This is a genomic window from Streptomyces sp. NPDC033180, from assembly GCF_055577645.1.
In genome coordinates, this window is the sequence record NZ_JBVIPU010000005.1 from 302,224 (window position 1) to 328,658 (window position 26,435).

General features: G+C 68.5%; 25 protein-coding genes and 1 pseudogene. 9 read left to right on the plus strand and 17 right to left on the minus strand.

The window, feature by feature from the left end; genetic code table 11:
- Window positions 1–14: 14 nt before the first annotated feature.
- From ACZ5WE_RS17915 to ACZ5WE_RS17930, 4 genes are all read right to left on the minus strand, one after another.
- Entirely contained in the window at window positions 15–1,175 is a 1,161-nt protein-coding gene (locus ACZ5WE_RS17915) for a C40 family peptidase (protein ID WP_467688999.1), read from the minus strand.
- 151 nt (window positions 1,176–1,326) lie between these two features.
- Complete coding sequence (locus ACZ5WE_RS17920; protein ID WP_467689001.1) at window positions 1,327–1,608, minus strand: hypothetical protein; 282 nt, start codon at window positions 1,606–1,608, stop codon at window positions 1,327–1,329.
- A gap of 33 nt (window positions 1,609–1,641) precedes the next feature.
- Window positions 1,642–2,370 (minus strand): TetR/AcrR family transcriptional regulator, encoded by a 729-nt coding sequence (locus tag ACZ5WE_RS17925; RefSeq protein WP_467689003.1) that lies wholly within the window; start codon window positions 2,368–2,370, stop codon window positions 1,642–1,644.
- A gap of 211 nt (window positions 2,371–2,581) precedes the next feature.
- Window positions 2,582–3,520: an AurF N-oxygenase family protein gene (locus ACZ5WE_RS17930; protein ID WP_467689005.1), complete on the minus strand. Its 939-nt coding sequence runs from the start codon at window positions 3,518–3,520 to the stop codon at window positions 2,582–2,584.
- A 185-nt stretch (window positions 3,521–3,705) separates the two neighbouring features.
- Here ACZ5WE_RS17930 and ACZ5WE_RS17935 point away from each other — a divergent pair, with 185 nt between their 5' ends.
- Together ACZ5WE_RS17935 and ACZ5WE_RS17940 are read left to right on the plus strand one after the other, a co-directional pair.
- A complete protein-coding gene (locus ACZ5WE_RS17935) occupies window positions 3,706–4,812 on the plus strand; it encodes a ferritin-like domain-containing protein (RefSeq protein ID WP_467689007.1) in 1,107 nt (368 codons plus the stop codon).
- 37 nt (window positions 4,813–4,849) lie between these two features.
- Window positions 4,850–5,755 (plus strand): ADP-ribosylglycohydrolase family protein, encoded by a 906-nt coding sequence (locus tag ACZ5WE_RS17940; protein ID WP_467689009.1) that lies wholly within the window; start codon window positions 4,850–4,852, stop codon window positions 5,753–5,755.
- Window positions 5,756–5,767: 12 nt separating this feature from the next.
- On the opposite strand, the gene ACZ5WE_RS17945 is transcribed toward ACZ5WE_RS17940, so the two are convergent.
- From ACZ5WE_RS17945 to ACZ5WE_RS17975, 7 genes are all read right to left on the minus strand, one after another.
- On the minus strand, window positions 5,768–7,228 hold the full coding sequence (locus ACZ5WE_RS17945) for a penicillin-binding transpeptidase domain-containing protein (RefSeq protein ID WP_467689011.1): 1,461 nt from the start codon (window positions 7,226–7,228) through the stop codon (window positions 5,768–5,770).
- The gene (locus tag ACZ5WE_RS17950; protein ID WP_467689012.1) at window positions 7,225–8,589 is read right to left on the minus strand and encodes an FtsW/RodA/SpoVE family cell cycle protein; all 1,365 of its coding nucleotides are present in this window, start codon (window positions 8,587–8,589) and stop codon (window positions 7,225–7,227) included. Before ACZ5WE_RS17950 ends, ACZ5WE_RS17945 begins: the two co-directional genes overlap by 4 nt.
- Before the next feature lie 63 nt (window positions 8,590–8,652).
- Window positions 8,653–9,015: an SH3 domain-containing protein gene (locus ACZ5WE_RS17955; protein WP_467689014.1), complete on the minus strand. Its 363-nt coding sequence runs from the start codon at window positions 9,013–9,015 to the stop codon at window positions 8,653–8,655.
- A gap of 128 nt (window positions 9,016–9,143) precedes the next feature.
- The gene (locus ACZ5WE_RS17960; RefSeq protein WP_467689016.1) at window positions 9,144–10,445 is read right to left on the minus strand and encodes an ATP-binding protein; all 1,302 of its coding nucleotides are present in this window, start codon (window positions 10,443–10,445) and stop codon (window positions 9,144–9,146) included.
- Window positions 10,442–11,197 carry a hypothetical protein gene (locus tag ACZ5WE_RS17965; RefSeq protein ID WP_467689018.1) on the minus strand — a complete coding sequence of 252 codons (756 nt, stop codon included), beginning with the start codon at window positions 11,195–11,197 and terminating at the stop codon, window positions 10,442–10,444. Before ACZ5WE_RS17965 ends, ACZ5WE_RS17960 begins: the two co-directional genes overlap by 4 nt.
- A 102-nt stretch (window positions 11,198–11,299) precedes the next feature.
- Complete coding sequence (locus tag ACZ5WE_RS17970) at window positions 11,300–11,971, minus strand: class F sortase (RefSeq protein ID WP_467689020.1); 672 nt, start codon at window positions 11,969–11,971, stop codon at window positions 11,300–11,302.
- 33 nt (window positions 11,972–12,004) lie between these two features.
- Window positions 12,005–12,298, minus strand: coding sequence for a hypothetical protein (locus tag ACZ5WE_RS17975; RefSeq protein ID WP_467689022.1), 294 nt, complete (start codon window positions 12,296–12,298; stop codon window positions 12,005–12,007).
- A 280-nt stretch (window positions 12,299–12,578) separates the two neighbouring features.
- Here ACZ5WE_RS17975 and ACZ5WE_RS17980 point away from each other — a divergent pair, with 280 nt between their 5' ends.
- Complete coding sequence (locus tag ACZ5WE_RS17980; RefSeq protein WP_467689024.1) at window positions 12,579–13,382, plus strand: nuclease-related domain-containing protein; 804 nt, start codon at window positions 12,579–12,581, stop codon at window positions 13,380–13,382.
- A gap of 47 nt (window positions 13,383–13,429) precedes the next feature.
- On the opposite strand, the gene ACZ5WE_RS17985 is transcribed toward ACZ5WE_RS17980, so the two are convergent.
- Window positions 13,430–13,858 carry a DUF4440 domain-containing protein gene (locus ACZ5WE_RS17985; protein ID WP_467689025.1) on the minus strand — a complete coding sequence of 143 codons (429 nt, stop codon included), beginning with the start codon at window positions 13,856–13,858 and terminating at the stop codon, window positions 13,430–13,432.
- 92 nt (window positions 13,859–13,950) lie between these two features.
- Entirely contained in the window at window positions 13,951–14,847 is an 897-nt protein-coding gene (gene ligD, locus ACZ5WE_RS17990) for a non-homologous end-joining DNA ligase (protein WP_467689027.1), read from the minus strand.
- Between the two features lie 97 nt (window positions 14,848–14,944).
- Here ligD and ku point away from each other — a divergent pair, with 97 nt between their 5' ends.
- The 3 genes from ku to ACZ5WE_RS18005 all read left to right on the plus strand — a co-directional run bounded on the left by ku (window position 14,945) and on the right by ACZ5WE_RS18005 (window position 18,092).
- Window positions 14,945–15,940 carry a non-homologous end joining protein Ku gene (gene ku, locus ACZ5WE_RS17995; RefSeq protein ID WP_467689029.1) on the plus strand — a complete coding sequence of 332 codons (996 nt, stop codon included), beginning with the start codon at window positions 14,945–14,947 and terminating at the stop codon, window positions 15,938–15,940.
- A 377-nt stretch (window positions 15,941–16,317) separates the two neighbouring features.
- Complete coding sequence (locus tag ACZ5WE_RS18000) at window positions 16,318–16,587, plus strand: type B 50S ribosomal protein L31 (RefSeq protein WP_467689031.1); 270 nt, start codon at window positions 16,318–16,320, stop codon at window positions 16,585–16,587.
- Window positions 16,588–16,736: 149 nt separating this feature from the next.
- Window positions 16,737–18,092: a DUF1254 domain-containing protein gene (locus ACZ5WE_RS18005; protein WP_467689032.1), complete on the plus strand. Its 1,356-nt coding sequence runs from the start codon at window positions 16,737–16,739 to the stop codon at window positions 18,090–18,092.
- A gap of 19 nt (window positions 18,093–18,111) precedes the next feature.
- Here ACZ5WE_RS18005 and ACZ5WE_RS18010 read toward each other — a convergent pair whose 3' ends face one another.
- Window positions 18,112–18,690 carry a dihydrofolate reductase family protein gene (locus tag ACZ5WE_RS18010; protein ID WP_467689034.1) on the minus strand — a complete coding sequence of 193 codons (579 nt, stop codon included), beginning with the start codon at window positions 18,688–18,690 and terminating at the stop codon, window positions 18,112–18,114.
- Window positions 18,691–18,888: 198 nt separating this feature from the next.
- Here ACZ5WE_RS18010 and ACZ5WE_RS18015 point away from each other — a divergent pair, with 198 nt between their 5' ends.
- Both ACZ5WE_RS18015 and ACZ5WE_RS18020 read left to right on the plus strand, forming a co-directional pair.
- Window positions 18,889–20,148 carry a DNA cytosine methyltransferase gene (locus ACZ5WE_RS18015; protein WP_467689035.1) on the plus strand — a complete coding sequence of 420 codons (1,260 nt, stop codon included), beginning with the start codon at window positions 18,889–18,891 and terminating at the stop codon, window positions 20,146–20,148.
- The gene (locus tag ACZ5WE_RS18020; protein WP_467689037.1) at window positions 20,145–21,530 is read left to right on the plus strand and encodes a hypothetical protein; all 1,386 of its coding nucleotides are present in this window, start codon (window positions 20,145–20,147) and stop codon (window positions 21,528–21,530) included. Before ACZ5WE_RS18015 ends, ACZ5WE_RS18020 begins: the two co-directional genes overlap by 4 nt.
- Before the next feature lie 77 nt (window positions 21,531–21,607).
- Here the strand turns inward: ACZ5WE_RS18020 and ACZ5WE_RS18025 are convergent, their stop codons facing one another.
- Window positions 21,608–22,783, minus strand: coding sequence for a restriction endonuclease (locus ACZ5WE_RS18025; protein ID WP_467689039.1), 1,176 nt, complete (start codon window positions 22,781–22,783; stop codon window positions 21,608–21,610).
- A 516-nt stretch (window positions 22,784–23,299) separates the two neighbouring features.
- Window positions 23,300–23,890 (minus strand): hypothetical protein, encoded by a 591-nt coding sequence (locus tag ACZ5WE_RS18030; RefSeq protein ID WP_467689040.1) that lies wholly within the window; start codon window positions 23,888–23,890, stop codon window positions 23,300–23,302.
- A 482-nt stretch (window positions 23,891–24,372) separates the two neighbouring features.
- Here ACZ5WE_RS18030 and ACZ5WE_RS18035 point away from each other — a divergent pair, with 482 nt between their 5' ends.
- Window positions 24,373–25,299, plus strand: a complete 927-nt coding sequence (locus ACZ5WE_RS18035; RefSeq protein WP_467689042.1) for a phosphotransferase family protein — start codon at window positions 24,373–24,375, stop codon at window positions 25,297–25,299.
- A gap of 8 nt (window positions 25,300–25,307) precedes the next feature.
- On the opposite strand, the pseudogene ACZ5WE_RS18040 reads toward ACZ5WE_RS18035, so the two are convergent.
- A pseudogene (locus tag ACZ5WE_RS18040) lies at window positions 25,308–26,429 on the minus strand (hypothetical protein); the annotation flags it as partial.
- Between the last annotated feature and the right edge of the window lie 6 nt (window positions 26,430–26,435).

Below are 26,435 nucleotides of genomic sequence, written 5' to 3' on the forward strand. Positions count from 1 at the left end.
CGTCCGAACCGGCCCTACGCCCGCGGTGCCCCCGCCGCCCCGTACCCCGCGTCGCCGCCCTTCATCGCCCCACGCGGCAGCTTCGGCGGCTCGTAGCCCTTCATGGGCTTTGCCTTGGGGTCGGGGCGTACCGCTCCCCTTACGGGGTTTGCCGCGATGGGGGAGACCTTGATGCGGGCTCCCGGGCGCGGGGCCTGGATCACCATGCCGTCGCCCAGGTACATCGCCACGTGCGTGGCCTTGGGGAAGTAGACGATCAAGTCGCCCGGCCGCAGCTTCCGCAGCGAGACCCGCCGCAGTTGCGCCCACTGCTCCTGCGACGTGCGGGGAATCTCCTTCCCCGCCGCCGCCCACGCCTGTGACGTCAGTCCCGAGCAGTCGAAGGACTTGGGTCCTTCCGCGCCCCACTTGTACGGCTTCCCGATCTGTCGCACGGCGTAGGAAAGCGCCTCGTCCCCTCGCCGCGACGGTGGCCGGGTCGGCGCGGCGGAGCCTGGAGACCCGCTCAGGGAGCCCGACTTCAGGAACTTCCGCTGGGACTCGGCCATCCCCTCCTCCTCCGCACGCGCCAGATCCTCCAGCTGTTCCGTGCTCAGGGAGGCGAGCAGCTCCTCGACCTCCTTCAGCCGGCCCTTGACCGTGTCCCGCGCCTCCTTCTGGCGTGCTGCGAGCTCCAGTTGGGCCGCCAGGGCCTTCTTCGCGCCGGCCGCGAGCTCGGATGCCTTCTTCTCCCCGCCGACCAGCCGGTCCACCGTCGCGGCGCGTTCCGCCGACGCCCGCCCGATCACATGCCCCTGGTCGAGGGCCTGCTGCGGGTTGCGGGCGAGGAGGAGATGTACGTACGGGGAGATGTTCGTCCTGCCCTGGTACTGCTGGCGCGCGAAGCGGCCCGCCGCGCCTCGGCTGTCGCGCACCGAGGTCCGGGCGCGGGCCAGATGGCCGTTGAGGCGTCTGACCTCGGCGCGCTGTTCCTTCAGCTTCTCCGCCGTCGCGTTGTACGTCTCCGTCGACTCCTCGGCCTTCCGGTACAGCTCCTGAAGGTCCGTCAGGAGCTCGGAGACCGTGCGCTCCCCGGCGCCGTCGGGCCCCGGGGCGGCGTACGCCGGGTAGGCGGGCGCAAGCAGCGCCCCGACCGCGGCGCCCGTACCGACCCATCGCAGCAATGTTCCTGACATGCCATCACCTCCGGCGCGCGGCGGCGGTTCCGCCCCGCACCGCGAGCATCGGGCGCCCCGGCGCGGCCCGCCTCCGGAAGGTGCGCGGGTTGGCGCAATGCGGTCACTCGTCCAGGGCCCCACGGCGCGTCGCCCTTGCGGCGGTGGCCTCTCAGCCCGCAGCCCCGCCCGGCTTCGACCAGGGCCACTTCAGTCCGGACCCGGCCTTGTCGCCGTCGGGGTCGTACTCGTACGTCCAGCCCTGGTGAAGGCCGAGCCGCTTGCCCCCGGCCCTGGCCACCCGGCGGTACACGAGCACGGTCGCCGGTCCGCCCGCCTCGTCCGGCACCGGGACCCGGTACACCTTCGGGGGGTGGCCGGTCGGGCCGAGCAGGATGGGCAGTACGCGGCCGTCCAGGGGGCCACCCACGAAGGGGGTGTCTTCGCTCTTCACCCGGCCAGTGTCACAGCAGGCGCCCGCCGCGCTTCACAGCAGGTGCGCCGCGTCGCTCACCACGGGAAGGACACGCCGGGCGAGCGAGCCCGCGGGGCCCTCGGACGTCTCCATGGCAAGGGCGACCCGTACCGCCTCCGCGGTCTGCGGGTCGCGGCCCGCGGAGGCCACCAGGACCGCCATGAACTGCTCGACCAGCCAGTCCCGCAGCTCGTCGAGCGGCGGCTGCTTCTCCTCGTCAAGCCAGATCAGGGACGCCGCCTCGACGGAGGTGATCCACATCCGCACGGTCATCCTGAGCCGGGGGCCCGTGGCGCCCACGACCTCCAGGTGGGCCAGGATGTGCTCGGCGGCCGTCCTGCGCACCTCGTCCACTATGGCGGTGGTCCGCGAGGTCTCCACCACGCTGCCGCCCTGGAGCAGCGCGCTGAACCCCGCGTCGTGCTGGTCGACGAAGGCGAGGTAGCGGTCGAGGGCGTTCGCGAGGCGCTGAGTGAGCGGACCCTCCGGAGGCTCGGCGAAGCACTGCTCCAGCTCGTCCGCGGCGGAGCGCAGCGCGGCCTCGTACAACTGCTGCTTGCCGCCCGGGAAGTAGCGGTAGACGAGCGGCCGGGAGACCCCGGCCGCCTCCGCGACGTCGTCGAGGGAGACCTCGTCGGGTGCGCGCACCGCGAAGAGGGACAGGGCGGCCTCCTTGAGCTGCCGCTGCCGCTCTTCGACACTGAGGCGCCGGTACGCGCGGGTGGGAGCAGGCGAGGTCATGCCTCGCAGCGTAACCGCCCTTTCGAACAAGCGCCCCGAAACCCCGCGTACCCTCTTCGCTACGCCAGGAGCCCCGAGCTCTTCCACAGCCGCCGACCGGCCCCCCGCAGCACGCCGATGTCGTCCAGGCTGCATCGATGTGCGGCTTCGCCGCGCGGCCGCCAGGCGCTTCGTGGAGGGTGGCGGTGGGGTCGTGGGGTGATGAGTGTGTTCACGCCAGGAGCCCCGAGCTCTTCCACAGCCGCCGCCCGGCCCCCCGCAGCACGCCGATGTCGTCCAGGAAGTCGGTGAGGCGCTTCGCTCCGGTCTGCATGATCTCGCGGCGGTGGGCGCTCGCCTTGACCTGGGCCATGGCTTCGCGCCTGTCCAGGCCGACGTTCGTGTAGACCTCGGGGTTGATGAAGGCGATGGAGAAGACGCGGGCGAACTCGCCGGAGGTGAGGCGGGTGAACTCCTGGGACCAGCGCGGTGCCGTCACCATCTGGCGGCGCAGCTCCTCACGGGCGTACCGCACATGGCGGGCCTCCTCCACGACGTGGATCCGCGTGACGCCGCGCACGAGGGTCTGCACGCGCTCGTCCGGGAACGTCAGGCGCTGCATCCAGTCGAGGATCTCCTCGCCGAGCAGCGTCGCCGTGAACGAACCGGGCGTCGTCGAGATGGTCTTGAAGAGCCGGCCGAGGTTCCGGTGCACGGTGCTGACCGGGTAGTACGGGGTGTCCCCGCGCGTGATCAGGCGCGCGAACATCTTCGAGTGCCGGCACTCGTCCTCGATCTCGGTCAGGGCATACCGCACGTGCGCGCTCGTCGCCGGCTTGTCGTAGATGTGCCGTACGAGCAGCTGCATCAGGATCAGCTCGAACCAGATGCCGAGCGACGCGAGCGCCGCGGCCTCGTGCTGGGAGAGCGCGATCCGCTGCTCCTCGCTCATCCGCCGCCACATCGGCGTCCCGTACAGGGAAAGGAGCTCCGGGGGCCAGAACCACTTGCCCTCCTCGAAGGGCGCCTCCCAGTCCAGCTCCTTGTCGGGGTCGAAGGAGTGCTTGGCGGAGGAGTCGAGCAGCCGCTCGGCCACCTGCTCCCGGTCCTTGAGCAGTCCGAGCGCGTCCCGCAGCCCTTCGATCGCCGCGTCCTGCGTGGTGGTCGTCATGACTCTGCCCCTGCCTCGTCGTCACAGTTACCGGCGGTCACGACTTATGAGACTGCCTGTCAGCAAGGGCGTCAATCCCTTGCGCACGACTTGTTGACCCCACATCTACGAACGTGTGAGCCTTCCAACTACCAATCAGTACAAGCGATTACGGAGCGTCCAAGGCCCATTGTTAGGAGCCGTCAGTGTCCACGCACGAGCTGTACACGAACCCCCCGGACGAGACCATCTGGCAGATACCGGCGAACGGCGCGGCCCGCTTCAGCTGGGAGTACGACGAGGGCCGCGCCCGGCTGCTCGCCCTCTACCAGAAGGGCAAGGACAAGCAGTGGGACGGGGCCAAGCGCATCGCCTGGGATCTGGAGGTCGACCCGTACGACCCCCTGGGCACCCCCGACGAGTCCCTCTCCCTCTACGGCACCCGCCACTGGGCGAAGATGACCGAGCGGGACAAGGGCGAGCTGCGCAAGCACTACGCCTCCTGGCAGTTCAGCCAGTTCCTGCACGGTGAGCAGGGCGCGATGGTGTGCGCGGCGCGCATCGTGGAGTCCGTCCCCGACCTGGACGCCAAGTTCTACTCCGCGACCCAGACCATGGACGAGGCGCGGCACGCGGAGGTCTACGGCCGCTTCCTGCACGACAAGATCGGCATGCTCTACCCGATCAACGACAACCTCCAGTCGCTGCTCGGCGACACCCTGCGCGACTCCCGCTGGGACATGCCCTACTTGGGCATGCAGGTCCTGATCGAGGGGTTGGCCCTCGCCGCCTTCGGCATGATCCGCGACACGACGGACAAGCCGCTGCCCAAGCAGATCCTCGCGTACGTCATGCAGGACGAGGCCCGGCACGTGGCCTTCGGCCGCATGGCCCTGCGGGACTACTACAAACAGCTGACCGACGCGGAACGGCGCGAGCGCGAGGAATTCGTCATCGAGGGCTGCTACTTGATGCGTGACCGGCTGCGCGGCGTCGAGGTCCTGGAGAACTTCGGCATCCCGAAGGCCGAGGCGGAGGAGTGCAGCGAGAACTCCGAATTCCTCGCCCTCTTCCGGCAGTTGCTCTTCAGCCGCATCGTCCCGTGCGTCAAGGACATCGGCCTGTGGGGCAAGCGGCTCCAGGAGGCGTACGTCGACATGGGCGTCTTCGATATGGGCAACGCCAACCTCGACCAGCTGATGGCCCAGGACGAGGAGATCGCCGAGAAGCTGGACGCGGAGAGGTTCGCGGCGGAGGAGGGGGAGCGGGTGGCGGAGGTGGAGGGCATGATCGCCGCGGGGGACGGAAAATAGGGCCTCAAGTCCTCGCTCCGCACGGCAGCATGACCCCATGACTTCCGTGACCGCCGCATCCGCCGACCGCGCCGCCGCCCGCCGGAGCCTCGAAGGGCTCGCCCTCGGCGACGCCTTCGGTGAGCGGTGGTTCCCGCTCTTCCGGGCGCCACGCGTCGCGTACGCCCAGATCCGCGCGCGCCAAGTGCCCGAGGAGCCGCACTGGCCCTGGACCGACGACACCGCGATGGCGCTCGGCGTGCAACGCGTGCTCGACCAGCATGGGGAGATCCGGCAGACCGAGCTGGCCGCGGCCTTCGCGCTGCTGCACGACGCCGACGCGGGCCGCGGATACGGCAGCGGAATGCACGAGCTGCTGCCCCGCCTCGTCGAGGAGCCGCAACGCTGGCGGGAGCTCGCGTGCGAACTCTTCGACGGGCAGGGAAGCCTCGGCAACGGAGCGGCGATGCGGGTCGCGCCGCTGGGCGCCTGGTTCGCGAACGACCTCGAACGGGTCGCGGCACAGGCCGAGTTGTCGGCCCAGGTCACCCACGCGCACCCGGAGGGCGTCGCGGGAGCGGTGGCCGTGGCCGTCGCTGCCGCGCTCTCCGTACGCGAGGAGCTGACGCTGGGCGCGGTCGCGGAGCACACCCCTGCGGGAGTGGTCCGAGACGGCGTGCGGCGCGCGGACGCCCTGCCCTTCGACACCGAACCGTGGCAGGCCGCCGACGTGCTCGGCAACGGCCGTCGCATCCGGGCCGCGGACACGGTGCCGTTCGCCCTGTGGTCCGCCGCACGGCACCGTGCCGATCTGGTCGCCGCGCTGTGGACCACGGCCGAGGGGCTCGGCGACGTGGACACCACGTGTGCGATCACCGGCGGAGTGGTCGGGGCCCGCACGGGAGTCGGCGCGGTCCCTGAGGCCTGGCTGCGGCGCCGGGAGGCGCTGCCGGGCGCCGAGTGACGTCCGCCGTCCTCAGGAACCCGCCAGCACCGCCTCCATCACCGCCCTGGCGATCGGCGCCGCGCTCCCGCCCCCGCTGATGTCCCCCCGGTCCGCCGCCGCGTCCTCCACGACCACCGCCACCGCCACCGACGGCTGTGCCTCGCCGGACTTCTGGGCCCAGGAGATGAACCACGCGTAGGGCGTACCGGAGTTGTCGATGCCGTGCTGGGCCGTGCCCGTCTTGCCGCCGACCGTCGCGCCGGGGATCGCCGCGTTGGTGCCCGTGCCCTCCTTGACCACGTCGGTCATCATCTCCCGCAGCTGCATCGCCGTGGCCGGGTTCATCGCCTGGTGGAGGGAGTCGGTGCCGGTGTTGCGCACCACGTCGCCGTCGTCCGTCGTGGTCTCGTCCACCAGGTTCGGGGACTGCACCTGGCCGCCGTTGGCCACCGCCGCCGAGACCATCGCCATCTGCAGGGGCGTCGCCCTCGTGTCGTACTGGCCGATCGCGGAGAGCGCCAGCTGAGCCTTGTCCATCGACGTGTCGAAGTTGCTCGCCGCCACTGACGAGGGGATCTTCAGGCCGCTGTCGTTGAAGCCGAAGTTCCGTGCCGTGTCCAGCATGTCGTTCAGGCCGGTGTCCGCGCCGAGCTTGGCGAAGACCGTGTTGCAGGACCACTCGAAGGCGTAGCGGAGGGGGGCGTTCGTGCAGCCGTCGACCTCGTTCGTCAGCTGTGTGCTGGTGCCGGGCAGCGTGTAGGGGTTGGGGGACTTGGTGGCGGCGTCCAGGTCCGTGACCGTGCCCGCGTCCAGAGCGGCCGCCGCCGTCACCACCTTGAACGTCGAACCGGGCGGGTACGTCTGGCGGATCGCCCGGTTCAGCATCGGCTTGTCCGCGCTGCCGTTCAGCGCCGCCCACGACCCCGCCACCGACTCACTGGTGCCGGAGAGCCGCTCCGGGTCGTACGACGGGGTGCTGACCAGGGCGAGGATCTTCCCGGTGGACGGCTCGATCGCGGCGACCGCGCCCTTCTTGCCGCCGAGCCCGGCGTAGGCGGCCTGCTGCGCCGCCGCCTTGATGGTGGTCCGCACCTTGCCGCCGGGGTTCTGCGCGCGGCTGACGTCGTTCCACAGGGGGAGCGGGGCGAGCATCGGGTCGGTGCCGGAGAGGATGTCGTCCTCGGCGTTCTCCAGGAGGGTCGTGCCGTAGACCTGCGACGCGTATCCCGTCACCGGCGCGTACAACGGGCCGTCCGTGTACGTCCGTTCGTAGCGGAGCTGCTCCCCGGTGTCCTTGGAGCCGGTGACCGCGTGGCCGTCGACCATGATGTCGCCGCGCGGCTGGCCGAAGCGGACGATGGCCTGGCGGCGGTTGGCGGGGTTCTCGTCGAAGTGCTCGGCCTGGACGACCTGGACGCGGGTCGCGTTCACGAGCAGGGCGATCAGGAGCAGTGCGCAGAACGCGGCGGCATGCCGGATGTACCTCGTCACGCGTCCTCCCCGGGGGGCCCGACCGGCTGGCTGCGGGCCGAGTCGCTGACCCGGATGAGCAGCGCCACGATGATCCAGTTGGTGACGACCGACGAGCCGCCCTGCGCGAGGAACGGCATCGCCATGCCGGTCAGCGGAATGAGCCCGCTCACCCCGCCCGCGATCACGAACACCTGGAGGGCGACGATCGAGGCGAGCCCGACCGCGAGCAGCCGCCCGAAGGCGTCCCGCAGCGCGAGCCCCGCACGGTAGCCGCGCTCCACCAGGAGGGCGTAGAGCAGGAAGATCGCGGCGAGGCCCGCAAGCCCCAGCTCCTCGCCCGCCGTCGCCAGGATGAAGTCGGACTTGGCGGCGAAGCCGATGAGGATGGAGTGCCCGAGCCCGAGCCCCGTCCCGAGCATCCCGCCGGCCGCGAACGCGAAGAGCGACTGGGCCAGTTGGTTCGGCCCCTCGCCCGCGTCGATGGAGGCGAAGGGGTGCAGCCAGTCCTCGACCCGGCTGTGTACGTGCGGTTCGAGCGAGCCCACGGTGTACGCCCCGATCCCGGCGAGCACCAGACCGACCGCGATCCAGCCGGTGCGCCCGGTCGCGACGTACAGCAGGATCACGAAGAGGCCGAAGAAGAGCAGCGAGGTGCCGAGGTCCCGTTCCAGGACCAGGACCCCGACGCTCAGGAGCCAGATCGCGACGATCGGACCGAGCACCCGCCCGGTCGGCAGCTGGAGCTTCGTCAGCTTCCAGACCGTACGGCCGGTGTAGGCGAGGGCGTTGCGGTTGGCGGAGAGATAGCTGGCGAAGAAGATCGCGAGCAGGATCTTCGCGAACTCGCCGGGCTGGATGGAGAATCCGCCGATCCTGATCCAGATCCGGGCGCCGTTCACGGCCGGGAAGAAGATCGGCACGATCATCAGGACCAGTGCGGCGACGACGCAGATGTACGCGTACCGCTGGAGCACCCGATGGTCGCGCAGGAAGACCACGACACCGATGAAGAGCGCCACGCCGACGGTGGACCAGATGAGTTGCGTGGGCGCGGCCTCGTCGCCGGGGGTCTCCAGGTCGAGCCGGTAGATCAGGACGAGGCCCAGGCCGTTGAGGAGCACGGCGATCGGCAGGAGCAGCGGATCGGCGTAGGGCGCGCGGAAGCGGACCGCGAGATGGGCCACGAGCGCGAGCACGCCGAGCCCGGCGCCGTAACCGGCGGCGCCGGGCGGGACGGTGCCGTTCCTGGCGAGGCCGACATCGCAGTAGCCGTAGACCGAGAGCAGGACGGCCACGACGATCAGGGCGACTTCGGTGCCACGGCGCCGGGGTACGCGAACAGCGGGTACGGAGGGGGGCGCCGCTGCTGTTCGGGTCATGCCCGGAACGTAGCAAGCGATAGGCCCCAATGTCCGTTTATGTCACCTAGGGGTGGTGGTGCGTCAGCACCAGCGCGGTGCCGGCCCGATGTTCGCGATGTAGTGCGCGGCACCCCATGCCCAGGTGCCGTTGGTGAGGAGGTACCAGCGGTTGTTGCCGGACACGTGGTCGCCGGTCGTCTTGCAGTAGATGGAGACGACCTTGCCGTACGGAACGCTGCGGATCACCTTGCTGCCCCGGTGGGGAGAGGTGCGAAGCAGCAGTCCGGACTTGGCGGTGACACGGCCCTTGTAGATACGCGGGTGGCCGTTCGCGTCGGTGTCGTCCGCCGCGACTGCGGGGCCGGTGAGGGTGAGGGCGGCGAGCGCGCTGCCGGCGGCCAGTATGCCGAGCCGGGCGGTGGCGGAGGTGGGCCGAAGAAACATGGGGTCTCCTCTGGGGAGGGGCGGATGTGATGAGGCCTCAGGCCCCCGGAACGAGGGTCATAGGCCGCAATTCACACTAAAATCGGCACGCTGAGTGCGCAAAAGCTCACGCGGCGTCAAACCGCCCGTCAGGCCGTCCCGTCGGCGCCCCTGGCACCGTTCCCCGCGCACTCCTCGTACGGCAGCGTCAGCGTCGCCACCGCGCCTCCGTCCGCCGCGTTCGTGAACGTCAGCTGCGCGCCGAGGACCGCCGTCTGGCCCAGCGCGATCGTCAGACCGAGCCCGTGACCCCTGGTCGTCCCCTCGGTGCGGAACCGCTGCGGCCCGTGTTCCACCAGGTAGTCGGGGTATCCGTCGCCGTGGTCGCGCACCGAGACCACGGGTCCGTCGACGGTCAGCACGATGGGCCGCCGCCCGTGCTTGTCCGCGTTGGCGATGAGATTCCCGAGCACCCGCTCCAGACGCCTACGGTCGGTCTCCACGCAGACATCGCGTACGACGACCAGCTCGGCATCGGCTCCCGAACCCCGCACGGCACGCTCGGCCAGTGGGGCGAGATGGTGGTCGTCCAGATCGACGCGCTCGCTCTTCGCGTCGAGCCGGGAGATCTCCAGAAGGTCCTCGGTGAGGGTCCGCAGCGCGGCGACCCGGTCGCGCACCAGCTCCGTCGGGCGGCCCGGCGGCAGCAGCTCGGCCGCCGCGTGCAGACCGGTCAGCGGCGTACGCAGCTCGTGCGCCACGTCCGCGGTGAACCGCTGCTCGCTCTGGAGCTTGCCCTGCATCGAGGACGCCATCGTGTCGAGCGCTCCGGAGACCGCCGCCACCTCGTCCTGGAGGCGCGACGGCTCGCGGGTGCGCGGGTCGTTCACGCGGGCGTCGAGGTCACCCGCGCTGATCCGGCGGGCCACCCTCGCCGTCTGGTGCAGGCGCCGCGTCACGCGCGTCACGGAGAACGCTCCGACCAGGAGCGTCGCCCCGATCGCGAGAGCCGAGGAGCCGAGGATCGCCCGGTCGAGGCCGTCGATCGTGCGGGCGCCCTGGGCGTAGTCGACCTGGATGGCGATGGCACGCCGGTCCGTGGCGGGGCCCGCGGCCCACATCGTCGGCCGGGAGTCCCGCGCGGCGACCATCGTCCCGCGCTCCCCGCCCACCGCGAGCTTCCGCAGCTGTTCGGGCAGGCCCGGCGGATCGACCCCCGCGCCGGGGCCGGGATCGTCGCCCGCCTCGAACGCCGCGGTGGCGTCGTCGAGCCGGGTGAGGGCGTGGTCGCGGGCCTGGCCCACGGTCTGGTTGGTCACCGAGACATGCACGAGCGCGCCGAGCAGCGCGGCGAGCGCACAGCACATGACCGTGATGAAGACCGCGGCCTTCCAGGTCAGCGTCGCCGTCCAGGCGGGGAGCCGCGGTCCGCGCGGCAGCCGGTGGCTCATCGGCTGCCGCTCGGGGAGGGCATGGGGCGTGCGCTCGCCGCCGGCTCGGGCTTGCGCGAAGGCTTCCTCTTCGGCGCGTTCGGGGAGCGCACGATCTCGTCGGTCGTCGGCAGCATGGTCTTCTGGTGCGCGTCCCACGACCAGACGGTGCGGTACTCGTAGCCCTGCATGCCGGAGACGGCGCGGACGATCACCTCATGACCGGCCAGCTCCACACCGAGCACCGCGTCCCCCATCTCCATGATCTGCGTCAACTGCCGCTTCTCCACGGCGTAGGCGCGTATGTCCAGATTCTCGGCGTGCCCCCGGGCGAGCCGGATGCCGACGATGAGGTCGTCCTCGCCGTCCCCGGTGAGGTCGCGGTAGTAGGCGTTCAGGACGGGGCACTCGTCGTCGCCGCCGTGGCCGGTGTCGCATGCGGCCAGTTGCTCGGCCGTCTGTTTGTAGACCGCGTCCGAACGGCTGTACATCCCCGGATTCTCGTCGAAGTCGGCCTTGGCGACGGCCACCGGATTCACCTTGTGCAGGTCCCCGCCCGGCACACGCACGCCCTTGACCGGCAGGCTCTCTATCGTGCCGTAGTCCTCGGCGGGAGCCGACGGAGGCGGCAGCTTCGGCCACAGGCGCGTGGGCGCCTCGGCGTCGGGCGTGGATCCCGCGCTGCGCAGGCCGCCGGGGTCGCCACAGCCGCCGGCCAGCAGGGCGGCGGACAGGACGAGTCCTGTGGCGAGCGCGAGACGGCTCCGGTGCACTGCACTCCTGCCTGCCGGTGGAGCGGGCCCGGGGGCTGCTCGGCTGCGGCGCGAGGTTCGGTTGCGGCGCCGCGCGGTCCGGGTCCCGTTGCCCGGGTCCGGCTACGGCGCGAGGTCGGCGTAGAGAATGATGTTGTCGGTGCGGTGACCGCCCTTGATCGGCCCGCCACAGGTCAGCAGGCGCAGCTCGGGCCGGTTGGTCGCCCCATACACCTTATGGGTGGGGAAGTTCTTTTTGTCCACCTGTTCCATCTCGCGCACCTTGAACGTCGCGGTGCTCCCGTCCGCTCGCGGCACCTCGATCTTGTCCCCCATTCTCACCTTCGCCACGTTCTTCATCAGCGCGGGCCCCTTCACCGTGTCGTAGTGCGCGACCAGAACGGCCGCCCCCTTCTCGCCGGGGGTGGCGCCGCCGGTCCACCAGCCCGGCTCTTCCGCCTTGTTCACGGGTGGCACTTCGAGCGCGTCGTCCGCGCCCACGCCGAGGTCGAGCATGGACTTCGCGTCGACGCCGGCCGCCGGTATGCGCAGGCCCGTCGGGCGGGACTTCTCCAGCGGGGCGTGCGGGTCGGCCGCCGGTGAGGCAGTGGCGTCGTCGACCTTGACGTCGGGCGCGGGGTCTTTGCCGGAGCCCTGGCCGCAGGCGATCAGGCCGATGCCGAGGGCTGCGGTCAGCGTGGCGGCCGCGGCGATGCGGGTGGTGTGGCGGCGCTTCGCGGGGGTGGAGGCGGGTTCGGGCGCGGGGACGGGGGCTTCTTCGGTGGGCGTGCTCACAGCGGCTCCTGCGGGGTGCGTGGGGGAGGGGGCTCAGGCGTCGGTGCGGCCGCGGCGCAGCATCGCGTATCCGAGACCGGCCGCTCCGGCCACCGCCATGGCGCCACCGGTGACGATGAACACGGGGTCGCCGCTGTGGAACCCCTCGGTGCCGGCCTTGACCCCGCCCTCGGGGGTGCCGGGGGCGGCCGGCGCCACCGTCCGCGTGCCCTCGGCGTGTGCCGGGGCGTCCGCGACGGCGGCCACGGCCGGCATGAGGAGCGCGCTGCCGACGACGGTGGTCACGGCGGCGGAGCGGAGGAAGGTGCGGCGGCGGTGGCTGCTCATGGGCGGTCGGTCCTTACGGCTGGAGCCTGGAGGCTGGCGGCCGATCGCTGCCAGGCAGCGAAAGGGCACCCGGAAGCCGCGGAAGGAACACCTCCGCAGCTACGAAAGGGGCACCTCTGAAGCTAGATGTCCGCCATTGCGGCAGTTCGTCGGCTATGTAACAGCCGGCCATAACTGCGGAGACGGTGCAGTTACGAGTGGCTCAACTTCCTTCTCCGTCGCCCAGGTTCTTGCCCACGGCATGCCCTTGCTGCTCCCATGGTCCGTGGGGTGGTGGTGCATGAGCGGACTGCGCGTCATACCGGCCTGGCGGCACGGACAGGAGCGGCTCTACGTCTGTCTCACGGACGGCAGAAGCGTGGCGTGGTACGAGAGGGAGTCGTCCCGCGTGAACCTCCTCGACGAGGAGCACAGGGAAGCCGTCCTGCGCGCCCTCGCACCCTTCCTGACCGGCGGCTTCTCGGTCGGCCCGCCCCCGGTACCCACCCCCGCCGAGCTGGCCCGCCTCGCCCTCCATCCGGACGACGACCTGGCCCCGAACCGCCCCGGTGAGGCACTCCTGATCGCCCTGGACCGCGACCCGGCCCCCGCCCGCAGGCTGCGCGCCGACCCGCGGCAGCGGGCGCTCACCGCCGAGCAGTCCATCGGCGATGTGCTCGACGGCCTCGAGGGCGGCGGCTGGCACACCCTGCACTCGGTGCCGCTGCCGGGCGGTGCCCGCATCCATCACCTCCTGATCGGCCCCGGCGGTCTGTTTGGCGTCCACACGCTCCCCGCCCGCAAGCAGCGGGTGCGCGTCGCCGACCCGATGGTCACGGTCGGCCGCGCGGACCCGCGTCCACTTCTGAGGGAGCTGCGCGCCGACGCCGACCGGGCGTCCTTCGCGCTGACCGCCGAGATCCGCCCGGTTCTGGCCCTCTGCGGGGCGGCGGGCCTCGACGTCACGGCCCCGCCGCGCGAGGTGCGGATCGTGCGCGACGGGGAGGTGGCGGCGCTCGCGGGCATCGGCGGCGTACTGAAACCGGCCGATGTGGAGGCTCTGCACGCGATGGCCCGCGACCGGCGTACGTGGCTGCGGGTCTGAACGCGGGAGGGCTCGCCTCCACGGGCCGTCCCTTCCGGGTTGCCCCCTTACAGGTTGTCCCCCCAGCCACCCTGGATCATGGTCTGGAACGCCCAGGCCCCGCCCCGCTTCAGCAGGATGTCGGCGTACCGCAGCTGCTGCGTCTCGCCGTTCGCGGTCATCACCGAGTCGGTGAAGACCACCGCCATGGCGGGGGAGAGGAAGACGGGCGTGCGCGTGGACTCGAAGGTGATGTCCTCGCTCCCGTCCCCCATCACGTGGGTCATGGTCGCGACGAACTGTTCCCGGTCCCACTGCGCGGAGCGGCCGTCGCCCGCGGAGTCGTCACTGACCAGGTTGAGCGGGAAGACGGCCAGGTCGGCCATGCGCTCCACATCGCGCTTGGCGCTGTGTGCGTCGTACGCGGCGAACCAGGCGGCAAGGCTCGCACGGTCCTCGTCGGTCGCGACGTATCCGGTCTCGGGCAGAACGGTCATGCGGGCTCCTGATCAAGTTTGACTACGTGAGGAAGCTATGCTCGATTACATCGCTAGTCAAACTTGATTAGATGTGATGCCGGTCACGCGGCTCATGAGCCTGCCGTACGGGGAAGGGGGCGGGCCCGGTCCGGATCGGTGAGCGGGCCCAGCAGATCCCCATGTCGCTGGAGGCGGGGCGCGATGTCGGCCGCCAGGAAGACGAGCTCTGCCGGGTCGCCGCACCCCTCTACTTCCTCCCAGGTCACGGGGGTGGAGACCGTCGGGTCCCGGCGGGCGCGCAGGGTGTAGGGGGTGGCGGTCGTCTTCGCCGCGGCGTTCTGGCTGAAGTCGACGAAGACCTTGCCGGGCCGCAGGCTGCGGGTCATCCGGTGGACGACGAGGTCGGGCAGCTCGGCCTCGGCTGCCTGGGCGAGCTTCTTCGCGTACGCGGTGACGTCCTCGGAGGGCGTCGGCTCCAAGGCGCAGAGCAGGTGCAGGCCCTTGGAGCCCGAGGTCTTCGCGTACGCGTGCAGGCCGTCCGCCCGGAGGCGCTCGCGCAGCCAGAGGCCTGCCCGGCAGCACTCGACGATGGTGGCGGGCTCGCCCGGATCCAGGTCGAGCACGAGCCGGTCGGCCAGGGCCGGGGCGTCCGCCTGCCACTGGGGGGTGTGGAACTCGGTCACGAGGTTGCCCGCCCACATCAGCGAGGCCAGGTCGTCCACGACGATCTGCCGGATGTTCCCGTCCGAGCGTGGCACCTCGGCGGTATGCACCCAGTCGGGGGTGCCCGGGGGCACGTTCTTGGCGAAGAAGCGCTGGCCGTCCGGCCCGTCCGGAAAGCGCAGGAAGGAGAGGGGGCGGTTGCGCAGATGGGGGAGGAGGGCCTCGGCCGTGCTGGCGTAGTAGTGCAGCATCTCGCCCTTGGTGAAGCCGGACGCGGAGTAGAGGACCTTGTCGAGATTGCTGAGGGCCAGCCGCCGCCCCTCCACCTCGGTGATCGGCGTCATACGATGAGACTCCCATGAATGGTGATGAATCACCTGAATCACCTGAATCGGATGAATCACCGTGAGAGCGATGCTCGGCTGCTGAGAGGTGCCTGACGTGCGATCCATATGGAACGGTGCGATCTCCTTCGGCTTGGTCAGCATCCCGATCAAGCTCGTGAACGCCACCGAGAACCACTCGGTGTCCTTCCGGCAGATCCATGCGGAGGACGGCGGCCGGGTCCGCTACCGCAAGGTGTGCGAGCTGGAGGAGCGGGAGGTGACGTCCGCCGAGATCGGCAAGGGGTACGAGGACGCGGACGGCGCGATCATCCCGATCACGGACGAGGATCTGGCGGCCCTGCCGATTCCGACCGCCAAGACGATCGAGATCGTCGCCTTCGTGCCGGCGGACGCGGTCGATCCGATGCAGATGGACACGGCGTACTACTTGTCGGCCAATGGAGTGCCCGCGGCGAAGCCGTACACGATGCTGCGGGAGGCGCTGAAGCGGAGCCGGAAGGTGGCGATCGCCAGGTACGCGCTGCGGGGGCGGGAGCGGCTGGGGATGCTGCGGGCGGTGGACGACGTGATCGCGATGCACGGGCTGTTGTGGCCGGACGAGATCCGGTCGCCGGAGGGCGTGGCTCCGGACGCCGAGGCCAAGGTGCGGGACGCGGAGCTGGACCTGGCGGACGCGCTGATGGACACGCTGGGAGAGGTCGACATCTCCACCCTCCACGACGACTACCGCGCCGCGGTGGAGGAACTCATCACCGCCAAGGCCGAGGGCACGGCCCCCGCGGCGCCGGCCGCGGAGGGGGACTCCGGTGGCAAGGTGATCGACCTGATGGCGGCGCTGGAGAAGAGCGTGCGCGCGGCCAAGACGGGACGGGGCAGTGGCGGGGTGGCGGACGTGACGCCGCTGGAGCGGGGTGGGCGCAAGCGGGCTGCGGCGAAGACGGCGCCGAAGGAGGTCGGGGGCAAGAAGTCGACGGCGAAGAAGACGACTGCGGCGAAGAAGACCGCGGCGAAGAAGACGGCTGCGAAGAAGACGGCAACGAAGAAGACGGCAGCGAAGAAGCAAACGGCAAAGAAGCGGACTTCGGCTTAGAACGGTACCCACTCGCCCCCCCCTGGCCTGCACGTCGTCCACCCGCCCCCCTGGCCTGTACGTCGTCCACCCGCCCCCCTGGCCTGTACGTCGTCCACCCGCCCCCCCCCGGGCCAGTTACGCCCTCGCTCGCCCCTCCTGTCCGCACCCCCGGCGCCCCGGGGCAATCGGGCGGCTGGGCGGGAAGGTCTGTTCGGACAGGGCAGGCTGCGGGGTGATCGGCCGGATGGGTGGGTGGGTGGGTGGGTGAGCCTGTTCGCTCAGGCGCAGGCTGCGGGGCCACCGACGGACACGGGGGGCGACGGTTCAAGCGCCGACGCAACCCACGTGGCGTCCCCAGGCTCGCCGCCGCGTACGGACGCGGGGAACCTGGGGGAATGACCCAGGACAAGGACAGCGACTACCGGCCCGTCGTCTTCCGGGACCGCTCGGCGGGCTACGCCTTCCTCACCCGTTCCACCGCGGAGAGCGACCGGACCATCGAGTGGGACGACGGCGAGACGTACCCACTGGTGGAGGTGGAGATCTCCTCCGAGAGCCACCCCTTCTACACGGGTCGCGCCCGCGTCGTGGACTCCGAGGGCCAGGTCGCCAAGTTCGAGCGCCGCTACGGCGATCAGGCACCCCCGGGCGCACCGGAGGGGTGAGACCACCGCCCCGCCGGGCCACGCCACGCCGCGTTCGGCGCAGGAGTGGCAGGAGGGGCACGGCGGCCCGACGATGTCCGTAGAACCTTGATCACGAACGAGAAGAACGAACGACGACGAGCGAGCTTGATCTCAAGAAGGCGGCGGGCATGACCGACGGCACGACCGATCTCCAGGCGCTGGCGGCCGAGGCGTACATCTACGGCTGCCCGATGGTGCTCAACCTCGACGAAGTCGACCGCTTCTCCCGCAAGGGCATGGGCTCCCTGGCCCCCGCGCCGTTCAACGAGTTCAGCCACGCAAGCAGGCTCGCGGGACCGGACGACCCCTTCGTGAGCGTCAACAACGACACCATCTACTCGCTGGCCCAGCTCGACCTGTCGGGGGGCGCCCTGCTCCTGACGGTGCCGGACACGGACGGCCGCTACTACGTCCTGCAGTTCGTGGACGCCTGGACCAACAACTTCGCGTACGTGGGCCGCCGCGCCACCGGCACCGGCGCGGCCAGCTTCCTGCTCACGCCGCCCGGCTGGGACGAGGAGGTCCCGCTGGGCGCCACCAGGATCGCCGTACCGACAGACGTGGCGTCGATCGTCGGCCGCTGGGCCTGCTCGGGCCCTGACGACGTGGCGGCGGTACGTGCCCTCCAGGAGGACACCCTCCTGGAGCCGTACTGGACGGCCTCCGGAGAATCCCACGGGCTGCCGACCCACACGTACGTCCCCGACGGCGAACCGGAGCTGCTCTTCTACGAGAAGCTGCGGGCCAGGATGGCCGCCTTCCCGCCCGCGCCCGCAGACCTCGCGTATCAGCAACAGTTCGCCCCGCTGGGCCTGTTGGACGCGCAGAGCCCCTACGCGACGCCCGAGCCCGACCTCGCCGAAGCCCTGCGCGCGGGATTCGCCGCGGGCAAGGAGCAGGTCGAGTACACGTCGACCCACGGGGACAGTGCCGAGCAGAACGGCTGGAAGCTGACGTACCACGCCTTCGACTACAACGCCGACCACTTCGAGGTCGGCACGCTCAAGGATCCGCAATGGATCTACACGGACCGGGAGTTGGGCCGCATGGTGCGCGCCACCTCGGCCCGCACCGCGCTCTGGGGCAACCACGCCTACGAAGCGGCGTACGCGATGACGTGGAACGACGGCGACGGTCAGCCCTTGGAGGGCGGACAGTCCTACACCCTGCGCTTCGAGAAGCCGCCGCCCGTGGACGCGTTCTGGTCGATCACGATGTACGACCTGCCGGACTACTACCTGGTCGACAACCCCATCGCCCGCTACTCCATCGGCGACCGCACCCCGGGTCTCGCCTACGACGACGACGGCTCGCTCACGCTCGTTCTCCAGGCGCAGCGCCCCGCCGACGACCAGGACGACAAGACGGCCGCCAACTGGCTACCCACGCCCAGCGGCCACTTCCGTCCGATCCTGCGGATGTACACACCGCACGCCGCGATCTTCGACGGGACGTACGAACTGCCGCCGATCCGCCGGAGTTAGGGCCGACCCGGGGGCGGGCTCAGGCATGCAGGGTGGGCCGGTAGACGAGCTCCTGGATGTGGCCGTCGAGCGTACGGTGGTCGATCAGTTCGAGGTCGAAGTCGGCCGCATCCCGGAAGATCGGATCAAGACCGGTCCGACCGGTGATCACGGGAAAGAGCGTCACCTGGACGCGGTCGACGAGACCGGCGGCCATCAGCGCCCGATTCATCGACAGACTGCCGTGCGAGCGCAACGGAACCTTGGACTCCTTCTTGAGCCGGGCGACGACATCGACGGCGTCACCGCTCGCGACGTCCGCGTCCGGCCAGTCGAGAGGCCCTTCCAGCGTGGTCGACACCACCGTCGTCGGCAGATTCCGCATCCGTGTGACCCACGGGTCACGCACCTCGGACTCCGCGGTGCTCGAAGCCACCATCTGCGCGAACGCCCGATAGGTATGGGCCCCGAAGACCATCCGCTGCTCCTCGTCGTACAGGGCGAGGCGGTGATCGAGGAGCTCGGGACCCTGCTTGCCCCAGTAGCCGGTCCATTCGCCGCCGGCGGCACCGAAGCCGTCGAGGCTGGAGAAGACATCGAAGGTGTACGTGGCCGTCATGATTCTCTCCCTGCGTGCGGCTGATCGTGTGTCGGTAATGCAGACCGGCGTCCACGGCAGGACTCATCGGTGCCGTTGGACAAGCGGTGCCGAAACCTACTGAGGTGGAGGGCCGATGTGAGACGATGCGTGATCGTCCACGCCGCCACGCCCCCCAGCTGAGAAGCTCGAACGAGGGCTTACGACACATGCAGGTACATGGTGATGACTCAGAGTCGTAGCTCTGCTGCGCAGCTCAACGCCGTTCCAGGCGGTGAGGCGCAGCAGAGCAAGAACTTCATCGAGTTCTTCGCTGGTATCGGGCTTATTCACGAAGCCCTGTCGCCGCTGGGGTGGAATTGTCTGCTGGCGAACGACAACGACCCTCAGAAGGTTGTCGCCTACCAGGCCAACTTTCCGGATGTCGCGTTCTCTGACGCCGACATCCGGGAAATCCCCGCAGCGGACCTGCCTCACGCCTCGCTGGCTACTGCGTCCTTCCCGTGCATCGACCTGAGTCAGGCCGGGGGCAGGCGTGGGATCGAAGCTGAGCACAGCGGCATCGTCTGGTCCTTCCTCGAGCATATCTCCGGTCTTATCGCTGAAGGCAAAGCTCCGCAGTTTCTTCTGTTGGAGAATGTCGCCGGCTTGTTGACGCTCCATGAAGGGCGCAGCATCGATCTCCTGCTCACCGAGATCGCGCGGCTCGGGTATGCCTTTGATCTGGTACAGGTCGATGCTCAACACTTCACTCCGCAGACGCGAAATCGCGTGTTTATCATTGCGGTACGCGACCCGAATTTGGCAGCCGGCATCGAGATGCCAGATTCGCACATCCGGCGATACAAGGTTCGGCACGTTTTTGACCGTAACAGGCACTTGCCCTGGGCATTTTTTGACTTTCCCTCCGTGCCGGATCGAACGTTGTCGCTTCGCGATGTAATCGAAGACATTCCCATCGATGACGGGCGTTGGTGGGACGCCAAGCGGATGGAATACTTCTGGTCGCATCTGGAGCACGACCACAAGCCGCGACTCGTTGACTTGATGAACTCCGATGCCGACGTCCACTTGACTGCGACTCGTAGGGGCAGGCGAAGAGGGCTCCGCGAGCAGATCATCAATGTTCGTTGGGACGGTCTGGCAGCATGCTTGCGCACCCCTAAGGGGGGATCATCGATTCAGTTCGTTGTCCGGCTTCGGAAGGGCACGGCTCAGGTCCGAAGGATCACCGGCCTCGAGAGCGCCAGGCTGCAGGGCGTTGCGCTGCCGAACATGTCACCGGATTTCGTCGTCCCAGAAACCGAGCAGGCCGCTCTTTACGCCTTTGGTGACGCCGTTTGTGTGCCGGCTGTGCGATGGGTGATGCAACACAGCATTGAAAAATTCCTGACCGAAGGGGAAGCTGCGATTCTGAGGCCGACGGTATCCTCGGCATCCTCGTCGCAGCTCGAGCTGGACTTGGGGGCAATTGCGTGACCATAAACTTTCCAAATTACGCAGATTCAAGCAAAAAGGAAAAGATCGCAGATCTCCTGCGTCGTGCGGATGGCGATCTACTCGGCAATGAGTACATCGACGGTCGGCGGGCCAGTCAATTTCTGGGTGTCCTTGTCAATTCTTACAAGGAGTTGATACAGGAGGAACAGTATCTCGATGACCCCTTCCTGCGGAACGCCTTCCAGGACGACTCACTTTTCCGACTTGCGCTCGCCGCAGCCTTTGATCTGGTCTCCAATGCCGAGTATCTGCACGGTCGAGTAGTCAACTCCAAGTGGATCTACTGCAATCGCCAGGGCACCCCCAGGGCCTACTACTCCTTCCTCAAGCAATGTCCGCACTGCTCTGTTGAGTTCGGTCTCGGTCCCAGACTGAACGGTGCGCAGCACAAGCCCACCAGTCACCATATTGGCGAGATCACCACAGCGGTCTCGGTCCTGCTGCTTCAGATGATCGCGGCGGCGAACGACGAACCTTTTGCGGTCGCCACGATCACGAAGCAGTCGCATGATGTGGACGCTATCGGATACCGAGAAGATCTCCTTCTGCTGTTTGAGATCAAAGCGTCGCCGATGGTGACGTTCCCGCTTGTAGTAGATCTTCCTGAGCCGCTGCTCACGGATACATCCGGCGAGCCGCGTGAGTACGATCAACATTCACTGGTCGATATGAACCTGGCCGGCGCGTCCCTTGGTCTCGCAATCCCTCACCGTGGACAGACGATTCCGCTCGGTGAAAAGGCAGCGGCCGACTGGCCGTATGTGCCGATGATTGAATACTTCCGTCAGCCGGGGAACTTTCGCGACTTCCTGGCCTCTTGGATCGAGCTGTACGAGGCTTACAGGACTCCCAAGGTCCAGAGAGTCGGGCGAGCGGCGCGGCTGGCCTACCTGGTCAATGGGTGGGGCGACGAGATCGACTCCAACAAGACGAAACCAGGCCTTGGGCGAACCGACGACATCAAGAAGGGCACGTACCAGCTCCTGAAGTTCGGCTCCTACTACAGGGACGACTCCTCTGCTCTGAAGGTTCGAGGGGCATTGATCGCCAACCTGGACCCACTCTTTCTGCGGGCCGGCTACGTGGACGGCCTCATTGATATTCGCTGGGGCCAGGGTGAGGACTTCATCATCGACGGCGACTACTACAAGATTCCGCAAGATCGCCTCAGGTATCTCTACGACGCCATCTTCGCTTTCAACAGGCCCACGTTGAACGACCCCTGCCTGGAATCCGCTCTGGAACTGACATCGGTGGCGAAGAGCCTCCAGAATGGTCAACTAGACGATTTCCTCAGCCGCTGGACCCAAGAAGGCCCTGAAGCTGCGGTGGAAGAAGTAGCCTCGGGGGAGCTCTGGTAGTACCCGACTCCACGGCCCGGCGCCCCGCCCCCTGGGGCTGAATACACCGTCCGTAGGCGCGGTCGCGCCGGCGGGCGTCACTCCAAAAGGATCTCCTCGGGGCGACGGCTGGTGATCGGCACGCCCTGGGCGTAGAGGATGTGGTTCAGACAGGCGGCCAGGTCGTCGCCGTGATCGTCTCGGGCCATGCTGCGCAACTCGCGGGCCAAGTCCATCCCGCTGACCAGGACGATGGGGTACTGGTCTTCGACCATCTCGAGTTGAGCCGGCTCCGAGAAGGCTCCGGTGGTGACGTAGATGCCGATCCAACCGCGGCGCAGGCGTGCAACGACTCGTGCGATCTGTTCGGCGGACACGAGGCTGTCCGGGCGTATGCATTTAGCCTGGCCCAAGACTACGAGGCTGGTACCGGCGAGTCCCGCGCCCAGGTCGATGCGCCCAACGAAGTCCGCTCCTCCGTCCCCTGAGCGGCGGGTGATCCACCCCTCGCGGTAGCTGTGTCCAGAGCCCCTCAGCACCCGCGCGGCGACGGCGGAAGCGACGGCTTCGAAGTCGTGCTTGCGTCCGTCGAACTGTTGGTAGACGAGTTGTAGGTCGTCGTGCCGCTTGCTGCCGGTCACCGGACGTTGATCACGTACTTTGGTGATGCGCGCCCGTGCAACGCGTCGCCGAACCCGCGGTAGCGCAGAGTGCCCTCGCCCGACCCACTCCCGCCAAGCGTGGGGCGCCTTCGAGAGGGCTTCCTGATCGGAAACCAACGGAGTGCGGCGAGCCGTGATCCAGTCCCAATCGACCTGATCGTTCTCTGCTGTCAGGTCGATCAGGGCGATGTCGTACACGTAGTTGGTGAACGTGGTGTGCTCATGCCCCGCCCATTGAATGATCCGCTCGGCTCGCTCTATGACCCCGAGCCCGCAGAACTCCACGAAGCCCTTGACCTTGCCGTCACGTGACACGGCACGGAACAGCAACAGCGGGGCCGCGCCGGCACGGTCCTCGGGCGTCGGGGCCTGATGCTCGGCGAAAGCATCGAGCAGAGCAGCGTTTCCGGTGGTCGTCCCAGGAGTCTTTGAGACCCCTACCTTGTGATCACCGAAGTACCGCACATGCCCGTTGTCCAAGTCGAACACGTCGTGCCACGGGGTCTGTTCGCTACCGGCCTTCCATGGGCTCGAGCGGATCAGGATCGCTGGCCGTCGCAACCGTCCACTCGCCGAGACCCTGGCCATCCCATTGATGCCTGCCTCGAGCATGCCTTCTTGTGACCGGGAGCATCGGTCACATAGTGGAAGTTCGGAAACCCGCCGAGCACAGGGTCAGTTGGGTCTTTGGCACTCGCATAGCGCAGCACCTGTCCGACACGCAGCTTCTCTCCCATGGAACCCCTCCCCGGGTCTTGCGAGGGAGTGATCCTTTCACGAGGAGGAGATGAGCGCTGAGAAGGCGCTCACGGGACCCAGTCAGACCCGGCGGCCGTTACTGGTCGTTGGCTCTCGCCTCGCAGAGCACTTCGTCCTCCACGGCAGCCGTTCTCTACGGGGGCTCCGGCCGCGTGCTCGGTATCTCGCTTGATGTTTGGACGTCGGCGTTTACCTGGCTACCCAAAGCCATCACCCGTCGTACCACTTCTGGTATCGAGACAGCCTGGTGTCAACATAGCCCTGAGCCGTGTTACCGGCTGGGAGATAGCGGGGGGGGGGGAGCCTCGATTGGCTGATCGTCGTCCGTCCCTGGCATGCGTGGAAGCACATCGGCGGCGGAGAGCGCGGTCAACCCCGCAGGCCAACTACCCCAGCCACGACGGGTTTCCCACAACTCGCGGTGGCATTTCCCGTGGCCGGGTTAACCGGGGTCGGCCTCGACTCCGAGGTCATGTCGCAGCGTGATACGCCGTCAGACAGGGGGCCACTGAACCATGTATCGGCCCGCTGGTATGCCCCGTCGAGGTCGGGGCTGCCGGACAGATGCTTGACGACCGCATACCCGATCCCAAGAGACCTGTTGAGTGCCGAGGCGACGTCCAGGACATCCTTGGCCAGTGCCATCTGTGCCTGGGAGTACTCGTCCGCCCAAGCCTCCTTCGCGCTTTCGAGCAGAGCCGGGTCGACGCTCTCGCCGCGCTTCGCCGCCAAGACGGCGTCCCGGGCGGCGACTCGGCAAGCGCGGGCGGTGGTGTTCAGACGGGCATAGAGATCTCGGCGGGCTTGTATCGCCTGCTCGTGGCGCTCCTGCTCTCGTTCTCGGTCGACCCGCTCGTTCTGCTCCCGGTTGGCGCGCGGGCTGAGCACCGCCCCACCGAGGGTTCCCCCCAACGTCCCTCCGACGGTGATGAGCGCGACGGCAAGCGTGGTCACATCCACGAGATCCTCCAACTCGTCCAGTCGTCTGACTTCAGCCGGCGGCTGATGGCCGTGGCGCCGGATCACCTCCGCCAGGCTCGCGCCCACCTGCAGGGTGGTCGTGGGGGAGCATGGCGTAACAAGGAGTGGAGGCTGCTCGACTCCGCCATGCGGCATCACCTGCGGGTCGCTCCAAGATCCCGTCCACGCCTCGTCCACAGGCCTCGACATGCGGCGCATCGGGCTGCATCTGCCTGCACATACGCGAAGACCCCGGCCTCAGTGTTTCCGCTGGTGACGGGGTCTTGGGCACCTTCTTCAAGGTGCCCCCGGCAGGATTCGAACCTGCGCACACGGCTCCGGAGCCCAGATGAGGCGCTGATCGCGTTGCGGCCCTGACCTGCGAGGGAGCGTCTGGGACGGGGCTCGCTGAGCAAGGTCATTACGCCCCCATTACGTGGGCGGTCTGTCGAGCCGTGGGTGTGCGCCGTAAGGTCGGAGACATGATCTCGGGCAGCGGTGAGGGCCAGGGCGGCGGTACGGAGTTCACGGCGGGGGGCGTCGAGATCGTTCTCCGCGAGGCGTGTGAGAAGGCCGAACTGGACCTGACAGGCGCTGAGTTGCTGCGCTTGGGCTCGAACGCTGTCTACCGCTTGGCGTCGTCGCCGCTCATCGTCCGCGTAGCCCGCGACCCGGCGGTTCTGGCGGAGATGGAACGGGTGGTAGAGGTGGCTCGATGGCTGGAGAGGGAGAACTTCCCGGCCACGCGAGTGCCAGCCCGGATTGAGCAGCCGCTGACCGTAGGCGGCCGGGTGGTGACCTTCTGGGAGAGTGCGCAGGAGCGGGAGGAGTACGCGACGGTTGGCGAGCTTGCTGATCTGCTGCGTCGCCTGCATTGGCTCGAGGAGCCTGAAACGCTGGGCCTGCCGTACTTCGATCCGCTGGCAAAGCTGCGGGCCTCGTTCGAGGGCCTGGACGGGGTCACGGCGGAAGACCACACGTTCCTCTGGGATCGGGCCGGGAAGCTCGCGAAAAAATACGACCGGCTGGACTTCGTCCTCCCCTTCGGGATGATCCACGGTGACGCGAACATCGGGAATGTACTCCGCCACCGTGACGGTCACGCCGTGTTGATCGACCTCGATGGCTTCGCGCTCGCCCCTCGTGAGTGGGATCTGGTCCTGACCGCGATGTACTACGAGCGGTATGGCTGGCACACGAAAGCGGAGTACGCCGAGTTCGTCCACCGCTACGGCTTCGACCTGATGAACTGGCCGGGATACGAGATCCTGGCAGACCTGCGCGAGTTGATGATGGTGGTCTGGGTCGGGCACCAGGCGGCTACGAACGAACGATCTGCCGAGGAGTTCGCCCGACGAGTGCAGTCACTGCGTACCGGCCGGGGCCGTGACCAGTGGCAGCCCTTCTGAACTCGCGGTCAGGGGCCAGCCTCTGCGCCGGCGGCAACCCACAGCCTGTGTTCGCGGGCTTGGTCATGGAGGTCGCGTACGGTCGCGCCGCCGTCGACTCGCGCAAGATCGCGTCGGAACTCTGCCAGGTAGCTCACGCACCGGGCTGACTTGAGCTGTTCGCCGAGGTAGAGCGCGTCCAGGGCTACGCGGCAGGCTTCCTCAACATCCCCGGCTCGTAAGTGGGCATCCGCGAGGACCATGGTCGCGAAGAAATCGCTGCGCACATGGCTGCCACTCATCGCGTTCTCGGCGTGCGCGACGGCCTGGCGGGCGCTGTTGACGTCGCGGAAGCAGTGAGCGGCCTCAGCGGCGAGCTCGGCTTCGTCGAAGTAGCTGATCCACTCTGGCTCGTCGTCGTGGTTTCGGCTCTCCAGCGCCTTCGTCGCGGCAGTGAGCGCGGCCTCGCAGGCGCGGACATCGCCGGTTCGTGCCAGCGCGCGAGCCTCCATGGCGTGGAACTGGGCGCGAAGCGTCGGCGTGGCGACGGGGGAGATGCCCATGAGGGCAGCGCGGGCAAGGGTCGCGGCCTGAGTGAAGCGACCAAGGAACGTGGCCTGGTGGCTCATGGCCGACAGGATGCTCCCGGCGAGCCGACGGTCATTGGCATCTTGCGCCAGACGCAGGGCCTGGAGGAAGTACCGCTGTGCGAGGCCGTGATGGCATGCGTCGTAAGACATCCAACCGGCGAGGAGTGTGGCCTCGGCGACGGTGGAGAACAAGGATCGGCCGACGGGTTCGGTGTACTGGCCGCGCAGGAGCGGAGCTACTTCATGGCTGAGGTACTGCACGACCGCATGTCTCGCGTGATCCCCACCAAAGCGGTCGTCAAGCTGAGCGAACATGTCTGCGGTGGTCTTGATGGCGGCAACGTCGCCCAGACCGACCCGCACACTGTCCCGTGGTTGCTGGGCAGTCGATGGCTCAGAGGCCACCAGCCACCGCAAGGACGCTTCACTCCACGCAGGCTCGGAAGGTTCGGCCTGGAGCAGAGGTTCGTAGCCGTTGAGATCGGCCCGCCATAACTGCCCGACGGCCGTGATCGCCGCATCGGGACTGGCTGGGTAGCTCGCGTCCAGGAGAGCCGCGTCGTGGCT